We start from the raw sequence: 19,589 nt of genomic DNA on the forward strand, positions 1-19,589 counted from the left end.
GAGAATGGGACCCAACGAAACGAAAAGAAACAGGCCAAAGATGCAATTTTGGTCTGTTTCTGTTTTTTAGCCAGATGGATTGCATATCACAATCGGTTTGTTAAGCTCAAAGTATAAGCAATTCTATTCAGAGTTATTGAAAACATGGGGAGAGATTAAATGAACAGCAATCAAAAAGCAATCCAGGCACTCGAGAATAACGACTATGAAGATGCACTGTTGTACTTTCAGAAAGCTTTAGTTGAATCAAGAGATGTGCAATCTCTAACCAATCAAGCTTGGTTTTACATTCATGAAGAAATGGAATACGAAAAGGCTCTTGCCTTAGTGGAAGAAGCCATCCAATTGAATCCAACTTCTTACTTCCCCTATTGTTTACTGGGCGAAATTTACCTTTTGCTGAAAAAGTGGCAGGATGCAAAAGAAATATTGGCTCAGGCACCAACACTCCCTTCATCTAAAGCAACTTACAATAATCTCGCCATCGCCAATTACCAACTTGGAAACTTGAAGGAAGCTTCTGCCAATTTCCTTTTGGCAGCGGATAAATCCGATTGGGACATGTTCGGTCATGTTAAGTGCCTAATAGATCTAGGTGAAGCAAGTGAGGCAAAAGGTAAACTGGGTCAGTTTTCCGAAAACGACGATGAATTTGTCGGTTCGATTGACGTAGCTGATCTATACGTTGAGTTGGGGCTATATAAAGAAGCGGTTGAGTGGTTTGAAAAGGGCTGGGTTGAATATTTGAAGCAATCTGAATGGATCAGTCGATATGTCTATGCACTGTTCAAGTTAGGAAATTCAACACGTACTGAACAAATACTTGAGGAATCAATTGCTCATCAAACTATAGAAATCAAAAAAGCCTCTGCAGAAGAATGTGATGAAGATTGGACCCAAAGCGATAAACAAAATCATATCAAGCAATTGTGGGAGGAAAAAGAAGAGTATGAACAATTGATTGAAAGAATCTCGTCCGGCCACATTCCTGCCCTGAAATTTGAGCCTGTCATTCAATCAGATTGTTACTTATTCGGATGTACTCGCCATAATCACGCGGAGTATTAATAAAGATGAATTCTCCAGATAAGTGCAGTAAGATAGCGACCGAAATTACAACTTCGGTCGCCTCTTCCTTTTTACCCAAGACTGCTGTCTATAAATGTTTCTCCTGTTTATGAAAAAACGAAATGGCTTTATTAAGTAACGAAACCTCTCCCTTTTTTCCACGGTAATTCACCAAGAAAATGCTGATGACCACCAGCAGCAGTCCTGTTAATAAGGTGAAGGTAACGGGTTCATTTAGAAAAACAGTGCTGACGTATACGGCAATGACTGGGACTAGAAATGTGTATGAACCTACTTTGCTCGCGTCTCCAGAATTGACTAATTTATAGTAAATCACATAAGCAACAGGAATTCCCATCGTTGCACCCCATCCCAATCCAAACAGAAAGATGGCATTCCATTCAATAGCCGACCAACTTTCAAAAAACGATCCGAACGCTAACAGAACAACCCCGCCAATGGTAAATTGCATCGCTACCATCCAAAATGAATCCACATCGACAGACACTTTCTTCACATAAATCACGCCAATTGCCCAAAACAAGGCTGTAAGTAAACCTAAAACAACACCAATAGCCGATATGTGCTCGATTAATCCATCCACACTAACTACGACAATTCCAAGGAATCCAATAATCAAACCGATCATCTTTATCGAGGTCATATTCTCGCCAAGCCATATCCAAGCAAACAACCCAAGCAGCACTGGCTGAAAATAGACCAGAACAGAAAAAAGTCCCCCTGGCAAGTAGATCAGTCCAATGGTGTGTAACCCAAAAAACAGTATGGTATTGAAAAACGCTGAAATGCCGTATTTCATCCAATTTTTGCGCCAATTGAGTTTGTCTCGCATTCCAAATATAATCGCTGCTAATAAAAGGCCTCCCAACATTGCGCGTAAACCCGCAAATAGTAAGGGAGGTGTGTACGCAACGGCTAATTTATATATTGGCCAACTAACACCCCAGATCACGATTAAAGATAGAAGTGCAGCAGTAGATTTTGTGAACACTATATCTTCCTTTCAAAAGTTTAGATTTAACTCGCTTCCCTCATTGGCGTAACATATTTGGTTTGAAAATCTTCCATCTTCTATGGATTATATATGTCTTTACAACACGAACCATGTATCATCCTGTCATTTTTTGTTGATGATCGGTCTCTCGAATTTCCTTCTTTGTTTAGACATGTATATCAAAAAACACTAACAACCTTAAGAGGCTGTTGATGTCTTTACATAATAGTCTACTTGGAACAAGGGTTGGAATCCCGCTTTTTTATACACGGACAATGCTTTATCATTGTCTATTTCCACGTCCAACATGACGGATTGACACGCTCTTCGTTTCCCTTCTGCTTGGGCAAATGCCAGAAGTGCTGACCCTACCCCTTTGCCTTGGTGTGCTGGATCAGTAGCTAATGCTGTCACCCATAAGTTTTGTCCTTCTTCTACAGCGGTCACGGTCCCAACCACTTCGTTATCAACTTTTGCTACAAATATATGCCTGGTAGGATTTGATTCGTTAAAGTCAATCATCGTATGTACTTCGTCTTGGGTGTCCCCAAAAGCATTCATTAATATCTGTGTCAGTTGTTCTCTTTCCGTTGTAAATGGAATGATATCTACATTCGGATGTTCTTCAACTGATTTACTCTCTGCTTTTAATGTGGCTTCAGAAAAGTTCAATTCGTAGTCGACTTTGTGCAAAAATGCAGAGCCCGAATCGGATTCTTTTACATTCAAAGCAAGTTCACTTTCTGCACCTCGAAGCTCTAAATTCCGTTGCAATTCACTTAGTAGTGCTTGTCCAAGTCCTTGTCTTCTGAAATCTGGGTGAACAAGCCCGCTCCATTCATACGAATGTATGCCAATCATATCAATGGCAGAAAAAACGCCCAATACTGCGTCTTCTGCGTACGCGAGGACCACAAATCCTTTTGTTAAAGGATCTGTCATCGCAGATACATTCAATACTTGTTCATACATGGAACCCTCATACACTTTGCTGGCAAGCAATAAAGCCTGAATTTCTTGTGATGTCTCCGGGTCTATTGGAAACGAAACTGTCAATATGTCAATATCCACAAATATTTCCACCTTTCTTTCAATATGATGTCTATCGTGTTTCATTACAGCAACATCTGTTTATTTCCCCTCATAACGGATATACACTAACCATAGTTTGTTTTTTGAAGGAGAATGATTATGGAAAAGAAACGTTTATCTTGGGTAGACGTCACTAAAGGTTTCTTAATGATTCTTGTCGTGATTGGTCATTACCCCGGACAACTTGACTTCCCGCTTGGGAAATATATATATTGGTTTCATATGCCAGCCTTCTTCATTTTGAGCGGCATGTTTTTCAAACCCATGGTTGAAAAAGGACAATTGAAACTAGCGATCCACAAACGTTTTATGCAATTAATCGTACCATATTTGTTTTTCCTTGTAACGATAACCGTCATTCGTTATGGCATGGAAATCGGTTCGGGAAATTTGGATGTATCGTGGTATTTAAATGACGTGTGGACACTGGTCATTGGTGGTCGCTTTGCTCGTGGAGCTTATGGCGTATTTTGGTTTGTGACTACTCTATTCTTTACTCATTTGTTCTTCTTATGGATGACGAAATACTTTAATCGTACAAAACAAGTCATCATTTTGATTTCCTTTTATTTAGTTGCCCATATCGAAAGTTTGTTTGCAATGCGTGTGATTGGTGGAGCACCAGATGAGGCATCTCAAAGCATTCCGATGATTTGGAATCTCGATGTTGCACTGATGGCGATTGTGTACTTCGCCATTGGTTACTATATGAAGCATATTTGGATGAATGTCACGAAACCTTGGTTAATCTCAGCATCGGTTGTGAGCATAACCGCGATTTCGCTTGATTGGTACAAAGTCATTGATTATCACTTGAGCATGAAGTTTTTACGTTATGAACATATCCTATTAGATTTGATTATTCCTTTATCATTTACCCTCGTGTTTGTTGGCGTATTCCAGTTGATCGCTTCGCGAATGTCTCTTAAATGGTTACAAAAAATTGAGTCACATTCGATTTCCATTATGTATTTACACATTTTTACGGATATTTTGTTAAACGATTACTTTGAATATGGCATCATTGGGTTTACGGCATTTGGGTTAGTGATTCCTATACTTACTTCGATCCTAATCCAGAAGATGGTCCCATACGGGAAGTTATTCCTCGGTGGATTCTCGCCGAAAAAACGCAAAACTTCTGCTAGCCCAGTGTTGAATAGCTAATTCTATTTCGGTTATAGCAAAATGCCCCTTGGAACAAATTGTTCGAGGGGTATTTTAGTGTTTATTTATAATGATCCTAGGAATGTTGGTTGAATAAATTCCTCAACCTGTGAATATTACAATATAAGAGAATGGGAATTCAAAGAAAAAGAGGGATGTAGTTGAAGATATTGGTTACTGGTTCAACAGGACTACTTGGTTCTGCTTTACTAAATCAATTATCAAGTTCTGCGTATAAGATCAAAATAACTTCGAGAAGTAAACGTGAACAATCAGCGCCATTCGAGTGGGTTTATAGTGACTTATTATCTGGTGACGGAATTGAAGAAGCAGTAAAAGGCGTAGACGTAATTATTCACGCAGCAACAAGTCCACTTAAAAATTCAAGAATTGTTGAGGTTTCGGGTTTTGGGGAGTTTCTAGGAAAGATCCAACACATAAAACATTTTATTTATCCGTCAATTGTCGGCATAGATGAAATACCATTCAAGTATTATAAGCTCAAATATGAAGCAGAAGATTTATTAAAGAATAGTTCTATTCCTCATACAATTGTACGTGCCACTCAGTTCCACAACTTTGTTGAAAAATCATTTTTATCAAAACCCCTCTTTAAGAGATATATTGTCCCTGGAAACATGAAATTTCAAAGTGTCGATGTAAGTGAATTTGCCAATCATTTAATTGGTTTAGTGGATAAAGGTCCTCAAGGAAGAACTGATGATTTTGGTGGACCCGATATACTGACATTAAGAGAAATGGCTGAACTGAAAATCAGGATTAATAATGAAACGAATAAAGTGCAAACCTTTTCTTTACCAGGGGAACTTTACAAATCATTTAAGAATGGTAAAAACACAAATGATAATCAAAAAATGGGGAAAATCACATTTGAGGACTATCTAATAAATAAGTTGGATTAAGAAGCAGGGGGACGGTTCTCTTGCTTCATTTTATGGATAACTATCTTTCATTTGTTAAAGTTAATCAAAAACAAGGATTACTCACTGAAACTTTGAAGGATTCCAGGGGAGATTTGGAAGCACAACTGCTGCACCATGCTCTAGAGAATAAAAAGGGTGGGGCAAATGACTTCGTCCTTTTGCCTACCCTCTTTTCTTAGATCATCCTGCGGCGGGTATGCATCCGTCGCCCCCTTATATCCTATATAGTCACAGTGTTTTTGATTTTGGCAACTAAAGAATTGATGTCCTCCTTTAAAGAACAATCGGTCGAAGATGGAATTTCGACCTCCCACTGCTTTCTTTATCTTCATATACCCGTTGTTAATAAGTCACTTTCTTTTTCATTGGAACTATTAGGAGTAATTAAACAAGTTGCTACTATGCAAGATTTAAAACATCTCAGTTGGCATATAATCTCTGGAAAACCTTTAAAATAAGAAAGTACCTAAAGCAAGTGACGGAGGCAGCAAGAGAACCGTCCCTTTGCTTCCCCCGTCACTAAATTACTTTCTCTGTTGAAGAATTATATTCTACATATAATTGACCCTTGGCAACCTTATCCAGATACCACCACCACTGTTCCAGTGGAATTCCATTTGTTTCAGAAAGAGAAAAATCATATACGCTGCTAATATGTTTAGCCATCTGTTCCGCTTTTTGCAAGAGAATTAAGTCATACATGGCTAATAGAACTTTCTCACTCATATCCAATTCTTGTTTTACGCACTCGAGTTGAGTTCTCTCTTGCAGCATTCTCAAATGCTCATATGCACTGTAATCGATATCATTTACATCGTCTCCATAGTTCAGAACATCTTTTTTATATTGGCTCATTTCAACACATCCTTCACTTTGCCAAAATAGGTCTAACCAGGATTATTCACGAAATAATTTTGCGGTTTCCCCTTCATGCATGTGACCATCACACCATTTTCTCCACACATTACTATCCATTCTCCATCATTGAAACAAAAGTCTTTTTGAGTAAAGTGGCTCAACCAATAGATGTGCACATCATTATTCTTACCAGACATTATATTCACTATGAGCTGGTCATAGTCATCAATAGTCCATGATGTATCAATCTCATGTCTCGTTTGTCGTTTCTTTAAATGTTTTTCTCCATAATGAATTCCGTTATCTTGTTTCCAGATAACTCCATACTGGATATGGGACTCTATGATGGATTTTATTTTCACTTTTGTCGTTAGGTTCAATGAATTTCCCCCTACACCTAAACCCCTATTCTATCCCTTATTATAATATGGACTATCAAAAAGCGACAGCTACTCCCCTTATTGAATTAATGTCACCTCCCAGTATTTGTTCCGTTTTGGATGGAGATCAACAAAAGAAAGTTCACTCGGACCTTATTTACTTCACTTAAAAAAAACGTAATTGACGTCTGAAAACTAAAAGATAGCATATGCCAATAAAGGATTGCTAAAGCAGCCGAAATTTTCATCTACGGTTGCTCATTTTTTTGAAGTAAGTGACGATTCTTTAATTGACCAAAAATAAAAAACCATTTGCTCAATGATTTCTAGGGGTCAACGGAAACACGAGTGTCGCAGGATTACCTATAAAATGAATTGAGAGTTTGTGACGAAGTCCAATTTATTCTTCGCTAGGTAAGGTGGGATGCCATGCTTCCAAGCACCTCTAAATCAAAAGCGAAAATGGTTTTAAAACAACTCAAGTTGCATGAACTCCGGGTTAACCTATTAACATGGGATGGAGGAAGCAAAAGAACCGTCCCTCTGCCTCTGCTTCCTTTAGTCACAGTCGTATTAAATTTGGCAACGAAAAAATAGTTTCTTCCCTATAAATAACAATCGGTCGAAGATGGAATTTCGACCTCCCACTGCTTTCTTTATCTTCATTTCCCTTCTGTTAATAGGTAACTTTATTATTTATCGTCCTTCTTAAGAGTAGTTTTTCACTTTCATGATATTATTAGACATATAGATTAAAAGACAGAAAGTTATTTATTTTCAATTAATGAAACTTATCAATCATTAGAACGTATCACTATTTATCATGCCCTCTTAACTAACATGACAGGTTACTGGCCAAATGTTTTGTAGTATTGAAGTAAAGTGAAAGATTTGTTGACTATCATTTTTTCAGTTTAAGAATTTTCAGCAATTCAGGAGGTAGTTATAGTGGAATCAATGACAGTTTTATTACCTGGTTTAGGATTTTTATTTTATATGTTGCCAATTATCTTTGTAATTTGGTTTATGATCACGCTAGTTAAACAGCTAAAAATTCAAACTAAATTGCTTGAACAAATTAATGAAAAATTGAGTCGTACTGAATAAAATGGGTATTTCTTCGATTAGTGAAAGACGGGATTGGAGGAAGTAACTTTTGGGGATTAGTCTTGCTACTATTGTTTTTACTTATTACAACATCCTACATATTAACGAATAGAAGTAATTAATATTGTTTTTCTTATGCGCAGGTCAGTTTAACAAGACACTATTTTCGTGATAAACGTAAACAAATTGGGGGGAATATGAAACATTTAATAATGTTCGTAGTTATATTCTTTATTTTACTAGTGGCAGGTTGTAATGGTTCTCCAGGTGAAGACACACCAGGTTATTTAACTAAAGAACAAGTGCTGAAGGAAAATCCTGAAGCAGACTATTTTGAACTCAATAATAAAGATTATGTAAGGGGAAATGGTTGGATAGAGGAAGTAGAATTAACAAAAGAAGAGATAATCGGTGAAATTGAAGTAGGTATGGCAAGTGATTTACCTCTGGGAACTAACATTGTCGCACCAAAAGAAAGAAGAGATATTCTCATTGTGGAACATAACGGAATAGAGATAAGGTATTTACTTCAACTGGGCGAGTAATCCAAAAGTTCTTTTGGATAGATGATTAATCTCAAATAAGGAATTAGATTAGATTATTTTAAAACTACGGAGGTGGTTTCATTGATAAAAGAACAATTAAAAGAACGAGCAAGAACAATAGTCGAACTTCCTGATCACTTTCAACCTGTCATAGAAGAATATTTTGAGGGTGAGAATGGCGAAGGTGAAGCCATGTTTTCATGGATAGATGAACAACAAGATGATGGGATCTCGATTTCACTCGACTTAGATGGAAATTTGACAAGTTTATCTATTGAACTAAAGAAAACTAACACCGATAAGGTCTCCCTAAATGAAAGTGAATTAAAAGAACAAGCGGAGCAATTTTTGCGTAGGCATTACCCACATGCCTTACAAGATTTAACCTATTATCAAACAAAGAAATTAACCGATACCTACCGCCTTTACTATGAACAAATTGTGATGGGCTTGCCATTAGCTCATGCGGGTTGCTATATCGATGTAGCACCTAGCGGGGAGATTGTTAACTTTAAATATTATGGATTACAACCAGAACCAAAAATCCCAAAAACATTGGTGGCAAAAGAAAACCTAATTGAACATGTCCAAAATCAACTCGATTTTCAGCTTATTATAACAAATTTGGATTCTGTTATTCATGATGTAGCCGAAGATGGACTCCGCTTATTATACAATTCCGAGCTTTTCATGACATATAAAGCCGACGCTGTGGAGCCGACGTTCACGATAATTTATGAGGAAGACGAAGATTATTCGGAAACATATGTTTCACTACCGCCACCACATTCAGTAATGCGAAAAGATGTTTCCATTGAAGAGATCATTGGAATTACCGAGGAGATGGAAATCATTCGTGAAGTCGATTGGGGGGAAGAAACTGGGATTGTCTGGCGTAATCGGGACTGGAAGATGGAAGAAAACGATTTATCGATGAATAGCTATTTTCAAAGTCATAATGAAGATACCGTAAAAGCTTTCATTTCGAAAAAGACAGGGGAAGTTAGAAGATTTGTGTGGTTTAAGGATCGAAGTGGCGACCTTTCCCTAAATAGTGAAGAATGTTATCAAAAAGCCATCGACTTTCTACAAATGACTATTCCAAATTATGATCAATATTTGCAATTGATTGTCCGTGATAATAACGACGAGCTGGATGATACTAGAATGAAAGAAGTGTTTAGTTTCCACGTGCATAACGGACATGGTATACCTGTTTATTCAGAAATAGTAGCAGTTACCGTTAATCGGCAAACAGGTCTAATCGATTATTATAGTGGACCTAGTTTTGACTTTGAACAACTTAGGCATATGGCATCTGAACCTGTTATTTCGAAAAAAGAAGCGTATGACATTTTTCTCAATCATTTGGATTTTGAATTAGTATGGAACAAAAATTATGAAGAAAACGAAGAGTCCTATACACTTGTCTATCAACCGTGTGATCGCCATACAAGAAAATCTATCCGATACATTGATGCGATAACAGGAGCAGTTATTACTGAAAAAAATTAATAATATATGCGTAGAGTATGAAAGCTGTTAAAGCTGCTGCTGGAAAATTAGCAGCAGTTACTGCTTAATCTTATTTCAAGACAAACCAAAGCCATCTACATTCAAAATTCATTTGAATATAGATGGCTTTTATCTGTTCATTCTTTAATACGCTTGTTTGATCTCTTCTGTTAATATCGCTATAAAGATTGTGAAGAAATCCTCTTCAACTTACGTATTAGGTTAATTGAACAAGAATATTGTTTTATATTAAGCAAATACTACCTTTTCAAAAGGTAGGTGATTAGATGAAAAAGATATCCGTAATATTTTTACTGTTGTTAATTAGTTTAACAACAGTTTTATATGTAACTTGGATAAAACCACCAATAGTAGAGAAAGCCAGTGCTGAAGAAATACATTCCGATTTTTATGATGTATTATTGGTGTTATTAGACCCATATGCAAGAAAAGTGATTAATAAGGAATATCCAAATCGTAGTTATGCACTTTGGGATGCAGAAATATTAGAAGTTAAACGACTAACAGGTGGGTATTCTCATTATGATTTTACTGTGAAAGTAAAATATGATACGTATACAGGTCCTTTTAATCCACCTGAAGGTCCTATTACATTAACCTTTCATGTAACGACAGAAGCGGTTTCAGTAATAAAAATTCAAAAGTAAGTCCTTATAAAGTATGGTACTCTATTGAACTAACGTGTTGCTTTAATTCAGAAAGAACTAAAAAGGACTTTATAATTGGCCTTTTTTTTGAAATATCAACATGATTATTTAACAGAGCAAAATTAATATGTCTCACTCATCGTTTAAGGTTTTCAATCTTTCTAGAAGGGCTCAATCGCTTTATTCACTTGACGTTTGAAAACTAAAAATAGTAGAAATAGGAAATGGTTTTACCCCATCCTCGGATTTCAATTTTATAAAAATTTGAAAAGGACCTTCTAATTGAAGGTCCCTTCCGATCTTCTCATTTCAATTAGTTGTGAGATGTCCCAGTTAACATATTGTAATACAGCCCTTTTTGGGCAACGAGTTCTTCCTGGCTGCCGGACTCGACCAATTGTCCTTGGTCCATGACATAAACGATATCAGCTTTTCTGATGGTGTTCAATCGATGGGCAATGACAAAGCTGGTTCGCCCTTCCATTAACCGTTCCAGGGCTTCTTGAATTTTGATTTCTGTTACCGTATCGATGCTACTTGTTGCTTCGTCCAGTAGCAAAATGACTGGGTCTGCAACGAGTGCGCGTGCAATGGACAGGAGTTGTTTTTGTCCTTGACTGATTTCTCCCCCGTCTGCCGTTAATACCGTATCGTATCCTTCAGGTAACTTTTGAATAAAGTCATGTGCGTTTGCTTGTTTTGCTGCTTCTCTTATTTCTTCGTCCGTTGCATTTAATCTGCCGTAGCGAATGTTTTCATTGACCGTCGCCTCAAACAAAAATGGATCCTGTAAGACGAAGGCAATTTGACTACGCAAGGTTTGACGTGGCAATTCATGAATCGGAATATCGTCAATTCGAATTTGACCCTCATTCGTTTCGTAAAAGCGAGCGAGTAGTTGCATGACTGTTGTTTTTCCAGCTCCTGTTGCTCCAACTAATGCCGCAGTCTCCCCTGGTTTTACCATAAAACTAACATCACGAATGGTATGATCCTCATCTGATTTTTCATATTTAAAGGATACATTGTCGAATTCCACTTTCCCACTTAACACGGTATCTGTGTACTTGGTGGCTTCGTCTTTCTCGATCGGTTCATCGATAATCGCGAAAACTCGTTCCGCACCAGCGATCGCAGAAAGGACTGTATTAAATTGATTGGCCAAATCGTTTATTGGACGTGTAAATTGACGGGCATATTCCGAGAAGATGACGATCGTTCCAATCGTTACATGACCGCTTAAAGCCAGCAATCCCCCAACACCCGCTACAATTGCAAAACTTGCATTGTTCAACATATTCATAACCTTTGGAATGAACCCTGAATAGGTTAACGCCCAAAAACCAGTGCGTCGCAGGCGTTCACTTTTGACGAGAAATTCCTCCGTTACTCGGTCTTCTTGAGAGAATGCTTTGACAATGCGTTGGCCGGAAATGGTTTCCTCGATCATCCCATTTAAGTCACCCACTGCTTGTTGTTGTTCTTTAAAAAGTTTCCCGGTACGTCTTGTAATCCAACGCATCGCGATGAACATGACGGGAATGATGGTCATCGTTAACAGTGTTAATAACGGACTTAATGTCAACATGACGATAACCGTACCCGTTAATGTTAGTACACTCGAGAAAACTTGGATAAATGAACTATTTAACGTTGCACTCACGTTCTCAATATCATTCGTCAAACGACTCATTAATTCCCCATGTTGTCTTTTATCGAAGAATGACACAGGTAACTTTTGAAAATGAGCGAATAAACTCGTTCTCATTCGGTAAATCGTTTGTTGAGCAATGCCGATCATCCAATAGTTTTGGAAAAACAGTGACAGCGAAAGGAACAAATAAACGCCGATTAACCACAAGATCATCTTTGGTAAACCGCCAAACTCACCTGGCACAATATATTGATCGATGATGACACCAATTAAGTAAGGACCAATCAACGCGAGTGCGGAACTGACGATTACAAGTAGCAAAACCGTGATCAGTAGTGCCCGCTGCTCATCTACAAGTAGCCAAATTTTCTTTAAGACATCTTGCCAATTCCCAGCACGTTCCCCTTTTTTCTTTTTGACCGTTTTAATATCTTCTTTTGATAATACGGGTTCATAGCCAAACGGTTTAGATAGAAGATTACGCATCTGCAGCCACCTCCTGTTCTTGTTGCGACTCCGCAATTTGACGATATAAATCGGACACTTTGAGTAATTCGTCATGTGTTCCATATGCCGCAATTTGCCCGTTATCCAGAAGCAGGATTTTGTCCGCTCCCATTGCCGTACGAATCTTTTGAGTTACGACTAACATGGTGGCTTTTTCTTTTTCTAACGCTTCCCAAAGTGCTGCTTCCGTTTTCACATCTAGCGCACTGGTGCTATCGTCGAGTAATAGGATTTCTGGCTTTCTCACCAACGCACGGGCGATTGATAGACGTTGTTTTTGACCGCCAGATAAGTTCACACCTTTTTGACCGACTCGTGTGTCATAGCCATTCGTGAATTGTTGGACCGATGTATGAATTTGCGCTTGTTTGGCGGCGTGCTCTAACTCTGCGGCCGTTGCTTCAATTTTGCCCCAAGCCAAGTTTTGATAAATACTGCCTGTAAACAATAGGGATTGTTGTGGTACTAGACCAATCGCTTGTCGTAATTGTTCAAGTGACCACGTATTTACGTCCTTGCCGTCCACGGAAACTGAGCCATTTCTCACTTCAAAGAAACGCGGAATCAGTTGTAATAATGTGGATTTTCCTGCTCCTGTCGCCCCCATGATGGCTAGTTTTTCACCCGACTTGACGTCAAAGGAAACATTTTTCAACACCGGTTCGGAAGAGTTCGGATAAGTAAATGTCACATTGCGGAAACTAATTTCTCCTTCGGCAGTGGCATTCATCTTGCCTGATTTTTCATCGCGTTCCAGTCCTTCATTTACTAGCAGCACTTCTTCCATTCGTTCAGCAGATGCTTTCGCTCGTGCTACTGCCATGATAATAAAGGCAAACATAGAAAAGGCACCCGTCATACGCATCGCATAGTTCACAATCGCCACTAGCTCCCCAATTTGAGAATCATTCGTTTGGATTTCACGTGCCCCAAACCACAATACAGCTAGCAAACTGACGTTCATTACAAATAGCAATAAAGGCAAAATTAGCTCCATAATGCGGAGTGCTTTCACCGTGTCCATTTTTAATAGTCCAGATACTTTTTCAAATCGAGATGACTCATATGTACCCCGTAAATAGGCTTTAACTAGACGTACTGCTTGCAAGTTTTCTTGCAGCACCCGGTTGACACGATCGAGTCGTACTTGAACGAGTGCAAAGTAATTAACCCCTTTTTTTACCATGATGTATAAGAAAACTAGTAAGAATGGTGCACCGATTACCAAGAACATCGCGAGGTAGGCGTTAATGATAAATGCCGCAATGATGCTACCAATGACAAGTAACGGAGCACGCAACATGATTCGTAAACTCATGAAGAGTACGTTTTGCACCATGGTGACATCACTGGTCAATCGTGTGATTAATCCAGCAGTTGGAAATTTTGTTAAGGTGGCAACCGAGAATTGCTGCACTTGCTTAAACAACGCACTGCGTACATCGAAGCCAAAACTTTGTGAAGCATGTGAAGCAAAGAACGAGTTGGTTGCTCCTGATAAGAAGGCAAATACGGCCATGAGCATCATGACCCCTCCCCATGTCCAAATCACGGTTTGGTCATTTTGCATAATGCCATCGTCGATAATTTTTGCAATGATGAGCGGTTGGACCAGCTCTACGGCTAGTTCGGTCAACATTAGGAACAACGCGATGACAATCGGCCACTTATATGGTTTAGCGTACGAAAATACAGTTTTCACAATCTATCCCCCTGGAACTTCTTCGTTTTACGAATTAATTATCTGATTGTTCACTATTATGCCATAACGTTGATGCTAAAGGTACCATTCATTTGGATGAATTTTGTTCGAAGTGAGTTTTTTGAAGTGAACGATGTCTTAGTCTGAGTTTTTATGTGTGACGTCGGAATAATGGAGATCAACTTCTGAAAAATAAGGCACCACGTCTGAAAATTTGAGGTCGACGTCTGAAAACAATCAAATGTCTCTTCAGAATGTGTTCCCTCTCCCACAGCAAAGGCTGCCAGTCACATCGGCAGCCCCATTAAAGGTTTTTCCTTACAATAACAAATGGGAAATCCTTTAAATGGCCCCACCCGCTGGCGCTTGCCGGGTGTTTTTTGTCAAAGAAGTAATAACATTAGACCGAGCGAGGGCTCAGTTGTAAATATCGTGGGTCACGTAGGAATAAAAGAGGTTGACGTAGGAATAAAACGAGTTCACGTAGGAATCTCCCATAAAAAGCAAAAAAGCCAAGGTTAGTGACATTGTCACTAATCTTGGCTTAAAACCTATCGTATCTCTCAATGAGTCAATTTCACTTACTCTCTACAACTATTCGATCACTTTCATTAACTTCCTCGCTAACTTTCTTTCGTTCCCCAGCGATCGATAGCCAGGTTACGCATATTAACATCACAAGTGAACCTACCAGTTGCCACTTCCCTAATACTTGTTGTAACCAGATGACAGAAATAATCATGGCTGTCAGCGGTTCCATACTTGATAGAATACTTGTCTCAACCGCACTTATGTATTTCATGCTACTTAGGAATAAGATAAAAGCCACTGTCCCGATAATGATAATTGTCAAGAGTAGGAGATTGAACTTCCAGTCTGCCAGCAATCCCCATTCTTTGGAAAGCCAGACACGACTGACGATTCCGAGTATCGCACCACCTATTAGCATGGACCAACCTACCACTAGCAGTACTCCCCATTCTTCCATCAGATGCCTTGGATACAACGTATAAAAAGCAAAACTTAAGCCAACAGCAATTCCCCATGCAAGCGCAGTTGGAGTCAGTAATATATTGGTCAGCGAGCCATTTGTCAATAATAAAAACAGGCCGAATAAGGTTCCCACAATTCCCATCACTTGATAGATTGGTGGCCATTTTTTCATTCGCCAGGACACAAAAATCACAACGAAAATTGGAGCTAAAAACTGAAGCAATGTAGCAACGACCGCATTGCTCGCATCAATTGCGGCAACAAATGAATATTGCACACCTAACATACCGAAGATCGCAAAAATAAATAATCGCTTCACCCAATATGATTGATGCCATATCGGCTTTATTTTTTTCCCTTTGAGCTTAAGAAAAGCCAGCAATCCCGCTCCCGCAACAAGTAATCTAATGGTTAACATAAAGGAAACCGATAGCTCATAGTTAGATAATATCCATTCCATTAATGGACCTGTTGCCCCCCATAACATCGCACCTGTTACGATTAATAGAATCCCTTTACCCCGAATCATCCAACCACCTGCTTTCTTTCCACACTAGTCTCCATGTTACTCTACTTATCAACGAATTCAATGACGAAAATCGTAATATTCATTTTCAAGACTTGGTCGGTTGCTATACTTTTCAGAATAAACTTATTGTATTTAATGACTTGGTGCTAACACTTCTTTATAATGAGGGTAAGCTAAAGGGCAAGGAGTGTTGCAAAATGAATGGTATGCAACAAATATTGGAAAATGGCAGTCATGTATTAGATCGTGTTCCATTTCCGATGATGCTGGCTACTAAAGATATGACCGTATTATGGTGGAGTATAGAAGCAGAAAAAATATTTGGTTTTACTTCAGAAGAAGTTGTGGGTCTTCAACATCCATTTATGGAAGAAAATCGCACAGTCATCCAGACATCAACTTGGGAACAAGTACTTCATGCGAATGAGCCGGTTCGATTAGAAAAAATCATCCTTCATACGAAACAAGGAAAACCCGTTCAAGTATCCGTGATTGTCAATTCAATGACAATTGATGATGAACTTTGTTTAATGTTCGTGTATGAAATCGGAAACTACCAAACTGCCGATCAACCTCCATTTAATCAGGAGTTAGCTAGTTTAAAGAATGGTCTAGACGAGACATTTATGCTCACCTATTTGAACGTAGATGGACTCATAACATATGCGAATGCCTTATTTATCAAAACGAGCAAATGGACACCGAAACGTGTAATCGGTAAGTCCTTTTGGCAGCTTTTCCCCGAACACTCGACAGATAAAGGGGTCACTCAAATTTGGCATGCCTTGAAAAGCAATCGTGTTTGGCAGGGTTCAGTGGAAAAAATTTCGAGAGACGGAGACGCGTATTGGGTAGATATGACGGCGATTCCTGTGCTCGCTTTAAATGGAGAGCCACTCTATTTTGCTATTTTAGAAATAGACATTACTGAAAAAAGACTTTTACAAATGCATCTTGAACAAATTGCCTACGTGGATCCAGAAACCGGCTTAATGAATCGGCATCACCTTGAAAGCATTGTGTCCAAAATGATCACGGAAAAACGCAATTTTTATTTCCTCTACTTGGATATTGATAAGTTTTACACCTTAAAAGACATGCATGATGATGAATCAGATACCACTTTATTAGTAGAATTCGCAAAGCGGATGAAAATGTACTTCCAGGATAGTCATATCGCACGAGTCGGTGAGGATGAGTTTGTGGTAATTACTCCATTGAGTGATTGGTTTATTCAAGGGTTTCTGACTTATTTGAAACAGCATCCAATTTACATTCGCCATAAAGCCATCCCAATTTCAATTAGTGGTGGGATTACGCGATATCCTGAAGATCAATCGACCTTCTTGCATTTAATGAAAGCATCGAGTGCGATTATTCATAAAGTGAAACAGCAAGGCGGAGGCAACATCGTAAGTTTGTCAAAGGCTAATCATGCCGCTTTGAGCAGAAAAACAATCATTGAAAAAAGATTATTAGAAGCTCTTAATCACAAAGACTTGCAAGTAGTCTATCAACCACAAGTAGATTTGCACACAGGGAAAGTGAATACCGTGGAAGCTCTTGTGAGATGGGAAGACAACGTTCTCGGTACAGTATCACCAAACGAACTGATTCCCATTGCGGAAGAAACCGGTTTAATACATGATATTGGGACTTTTATGTTTGAGCAGGTTTGCCAGCAAGCAGCTACTTGGCACAATGAAGGCAACTCGAGAAAAATAAGTATCAATACATCCGTACGCGAATTTCGCGATAAAAATATGGTAAAGATTGTTCGCCGTTCATTAGAAGAATCCGGATGTCCAGCACATTTAATTCAAATCGAAATCACAGAAAAATTCGCCTTGGAGGCGGAATCAGAAAAATCAATCATTCGGCAAATGTACCAATTGCAAAATGACGGAATTTCTTTTGTTCTCGATGATTTTGGGACAGGCTATGCATCGTTCCGTTACTTGCAATTATTACCGATTTCGGAGCTTAAGATTGATCAGTTATTTATCTCAGGGTTATTGCAACAAGAAAAACTACAAAAGCTTGTGCATGGGTTAATTCAATTTGGCAAGTCGATGGATATTCGTGTAGTTGCTGAAGGTGTTGAAACGCGCGAACAATTTGATCTGTTAAAGGAGCTTGGTTGTGATGCCATTCAAGGATATTATATCAGCCGTCCTGTACCCGCAAATGATTTGGAACGAAGTTTAAAAAACTTAGAAATATGACTTCTTTAATACATCACTGATACACTGAAAAAGTCCTTTCAATCTAAACAAACGATGCATTCCACAAGAAAAATTAAGAAAAAATCGTTTAATATTTGTATACACTGTACTTAATTAGATGGAATCAATACGACTAGGCAGAACCAGCGGAAGCCCCTTTCAATTGATAGACGAAGCGGTAATACCTATTCCAGTCTTTAATGGTTATATTAAAAAAGACGATTTCTCATGAAATTTGAGAAATCGTCTTTCTTTTTCTTATATATCTTAAGATTAGTTGCATCAACACTTCCGCGAATACTAGACCCATCGCAATGGCACCTGATGTCATAAATGCTTTTGCTGCATATGAAATTGCCGTTAAGTAATCATTTTCAACGATATGACGCATGGCGTTGTACGCAAGACCGCCTGGAACCAATAGAATGATTCCCGGAACACTAAAAATGATCATCGGCATCCGAAGTCGTTTCGATAGAATATGAGCAGCCAATGCGACGACGAAAGCCCCTGCAAACGATGCTTGAACGGAATCTCCTGATACTAAGGCATAGATACTAAAAATGAGCCATCCAGACATTCCAACCAGTCCGCAAGATACCAGTTGTTTTCTAGGTGCATTAAACATGATGGCAAATGAACACGCGATGATGAAACTCAGAACCGCTTGGATAATCCAAGTCATGATAACCCCTCCTAGAATGATAGTACGAGTGCTACACCTGCTCCGATGGCAAACGCAGTCAATAAGGCTTCTGCCCCTTTGGAAACACCCGATACAAAGTGGCCTGCCATGAGATCACGTACAGCGTTGGTAATTAGTAATCCTGGAACTAGGGGCATGACACCACTTATGATAATGGTGTTTAAGTCTTCTCCCACATTGAATAAGACGGCTAAAAAAGCAATAAAGCCAACAAACGACGCCGCCAAAAACTCGGCAAAAAACTTTACAAGCGTCAACGCATGAATTAATGTGACCACGATGAATCCGATACCTCCAGCAACAATAGCCGCTGGCACATCCCACCATGTACCTTCAAACAGGATAAGAAAACAACCACTTGCAATGGATGCTGCAATAATTTGCCAAAGCATCGGAAACATCAAGTTTGCACTTGCAATCCGATGTAATTCTTCATAAGCTTCTTCAATGGTCATTTCTAAGCTCGTTAGTTTTCTTGATATTTGATTGATAAGTGCAATTCTTTCCAAATCAGTAACTCGCAAACTAATTGTCATAATCCGTGTTGATCCGTCTTTGCCAAGAGAAAAAATAATACCAGTAGGCGTTATGTAGCTTTGTGCTCCGATTAACCCTTGTGATATCGCCATGCGAGTCATTGTATCTTCCACGCGATACGTCTCTGCACCACTTTCAATCATCAATCGGCCCGCTAGCAGGCAACAATCGATTGCCAAATCATTTTTCTCATTCAGCATGGTTTTGCCCACTCCTTTCAAAAACACCTTTGCATTATCTTATCGAAACGCGAGCTAAAAGACAATTAACCTAGGAAATTGTTAGGAACAAATTTACTTGCATAAACCTAACGCATAGATGGAGTCGTTTTCAACCTTGTTATAGTATAATATTCACAATTCATATTTCTTCTGAAT

General features: G+C 38.7%; 18 protein-coding genes. 9 read left to right on the plus strand and 9 right to left on the minus strand.

Annotated features, from left to right (window positions below; all coding sequences use genetic code 11):
• The first annotated feature begins 159 nt into the window (after positions 1-159).
• Positions 160-1,068 carry a tetratricopeptide repeat protein gene (locus GY23_RS06790; RefSeq protein WP_075618468.1) on the plus strand — a complete coding sequence of 303 codons (909 nt, stop codon included), beginning with the start codon at positions 160-162 and terminating at the stop codon, positions 1,066-1,068.
• 88 nt (positions 1,069-1,156) lie between these two features.
• Here GY23_RS06790 and GY23_RS06795 read toward each other — a convergent pair whose 3' ends face one another.
• Together GY23_RS06795 and GY23_RS06800 are read right to left on the minus strand one after the other, a co-directional pair.
• The gene (locus GY23_RS06795; RefSeq protein WP_084544053.1) at positions 1,157-2,080 is read right to left on the minus strand and encodes a DMT family transporter; all 924 of its coding nucleotides are present in this window, start codon (positions 2,078-2,080) and stop codon (positions 1,157-1,159) included.
• Between the two features lie 201 nt (positions 2,081-2,281).
• On the minus strand, positions 2,282-3,154 hold the full coding sequence (locus GY23_RS06800) for a GNAT family N-acetyltransferase (RefSeq protein ID WP_075618470.1): 873 nt from the start codon (positions 3,152-3,154) through the stop codon (positions 2,282-2,284).
• Positions 3,155-3,274: 120 nt separating this feature from the next.
• Here GY23_RS06800 and GY23_RS06805 point away from each other — a divergent pair, with 120 nt between their 5' ends.
• The 3 genes from GY23_RS06805 to GY23_RS06815 all read left to right on the plus strand — a co-directional run bounded on the left by GY23_RS06805 (position 3,275) and on the right by GY23_RS06815 (position 5,465).
• Complete coding sequence (locus GY23_RS06805) at positions 3,275-4,342, plus strand: acyltransferase family protein (protein ID WP_075618471.1); 1,068 nt, start codon at positions 3,275-3,277, stop codon at positions 4,340-4,342.
• Positions 4,343-4,503: 161 nt separating this feature from the next.
• Complete coding sequence (locus GY23_RS06810) at positions 4,504-5,265, plus strand: SDR family oxidoreductase (RefSeq protein ID WP_075618472.1); 762 nt, start codon at positions 4,504-4,506, stop codon at positions 5,263-5,265.
• Positions 5,266-5,285: 20 nt separating this feature from the next.
• Positions 5,286-5,465: a hypothetical protein gene (locus tag GY23_RS06815; protein WP_075618473.1), complete on the plus strand. Its 180-nt coding sequence runs from the start codon at positions 5,286-5,288 to the stop codon at positions 5,463-5,465.
• A gap of 340 nt (positions 5,466-5,805) precedes the next feature.
• Here the strand turns inward: GY23_RS06815 and GY23_RS06820 are convergent, their stop codons facing one another.
• Both GY23_RS06820 and GY23_RS06825 read right to left on the minus strand, forming a co-directional pair.
• Positions 5,806-6,141: a hypothetical protein gene (locus GY23_RS06820; protein ID WP_075618474.1), complete on the minus strand. Its 336-nt coding sequence runs from the start codon at positions 6,139-6,141 to the stop codon at positions 5,806-5,808.
• Positions 6,142-6,173: 32 nt separating this feature from the next.
• The gene (locus GY23_RS06825; protein WP_075618475.1) at positions 6,174-6,524 is read right to left on the minus strand and encodes a hypothetical protein; all 351 of its coding nucleotides are present in this window, start codon (positions 6,522-6,524) and stop codon (positions 6,174-6,176) included.
• 948 nt (positions 6,525-7,472) lie between these two features.
• Here GY23_RS06825 and GY23_RS18225 point away from each other — a divergent pair.
• The 4 genes from GY23_RS18225 (at position 7,473) to GY23_RS06840 (ending at position 10,359) form a co-directional block, all read left to right on the plus strand.
• A complete protein-coding gene (locus GY23_RS18225) occupies positions 7,473-7,631 on the plus strand; it encodes a hypothetical protein (protein WP_161487580.1) in 159 nt (52 codons plus the stop codon).
• 197 nt (positions 7,632-7,828) lie between these two features.
• Entirely contained in the window at positions 7,829-8,176 is a 348-nt protein-coding gene (locus tag GY23_RS06830) for a hypothetical protein (RefSeq protein ID WP_075618476.1), read from the plus strand.
• Positions 8,177-8,248: 72 nt separating this feature from the next.
• The gene (locus tag GY23_RS06835) at positions 8,249-9,691 is read left to right on the plus strand and encodes a YcdB/YcdC domain-containing protein (protein ID WP_245827600.1); all 1,443 of its coding nucleotides are present in this window, start codon (positions 8,249-8,251) and stop codon (positions 9,689-9,691) included.
• A 287-nt stretch (positions 9,692-9,978) separates the two neighbouring features.
• Positions 9,979-10,359, plus strand: a complete 381-nt coding sequence (locus GY23_RS06840) for a DUF3888 domain-containing protein (protein WP_075618478.1) — start codon at positions 9,979-9,981, stop codon at positions 10,357-10,359.
• A gap of 313 nt (positions 10,360-10,672) precedes the next feature.
• Here GY23_RS06840 and GY23_RS06845 read toward each other — a convergent pair whose 3' ends face one another.
• The 3 genes from GY23_RS06845 to GY23_RS06855 all read right to left on the minus strand — a co-directional run bounded on the left by GY23_RS06845 (position 10,673) and on the right by GY23_RS06855 (position 15,744).
• Entirely contained in the window at positions 10,673-12,499 is a 1,827-nt protein-coding gene (locus tag GY23_RS06845) for an ABC transporter ATP-binding protein (protein WP_075618479.1), read from the minus strand.
• On the minus strand, positions 12,492-14,222 hold the full coding sequence (locus GY23_RS06850) for an ABC transporter ATP-binding protein (RefSeq protein WP_075618480.1): 1,731 nt from the start codon (positions 14,220-14,222) through the stop codon (positions 12,492-12,494). The genes GY23_RS06845 and GY23_RS06850 overlap by 8 nt, the downstream gene beginning before the upstream one ends.
• 577 nt (positions 14,223-14,799) lie before the next feature.
• Positions 14,800-15,744, minus strand: coding sequence for a DMT family transporter (locus GY23_RS06855; RefSeq protein WP_075618481.1), 945 nt, complete (start codon positions 15,742-15,744; stop codon positions 14,800-14,802).
• A gap of 197 nt (positions 15,745-15,941) precedes the next feature.
• Here GY23_RS06855 and GY23_RS06860 point away from each other — a divergent pair, with 197 nt between their 5' ends.
• Positions 15,942-17,969 carry a bifunctional diguanylate cyclase/phosphodiesterase gene (locus tag GY23_RS06860; RefSeq protein WP_084544054.1) on the plus strand — a complete coding sequence of 676 codons (2,028 nt, stop codon included), beginning with the start codon at positions 15,942-15,944 and terminating at the stop codon, positions 17,967-17,969.
• Between the two features lie 226 nt (positions 17,970-18,195).
• Here the strand turns inward: GY23_RS06860 and GY23_RS06865 are convergent, their stop codons facing one another.
• The gene (locus GY23_RS06865; protein WP_075618482.1) at positions 18,196-18,654 is read right to left on the minus strand and encodes a threonine/serine exporter family protein; all 459 of its coding nucleotides are present in this window, start codon (positions 18,652-18,654) and stop codon (positions 18,196-18,198) included.
• Positions 18,655-18,665: 11 nt separating this feature from the next.
• Positions 18,666-19,412, minus strand: a complete 747-nt coding sequence (locus GY23_RS06870) for a threonine/serine exporter family protein (RefSeq protein ID WP_075618483.1) — start codon at positions 19,410-19,412, stop codon at positions 18,666-18,668.
• Between the last annotated feature and the right edge of the window lie 177 nt (positions 19,413-19,589).

This window comes from Paenisporosarcina indica (genome assembly GCF_001939075.1).
Classification (GTDB): Bacteria; Bacillota; Bacilli; order Bacillales_A; family Planococcaceae; genus Paenisporosarcina; species Paenisporosarcina indica.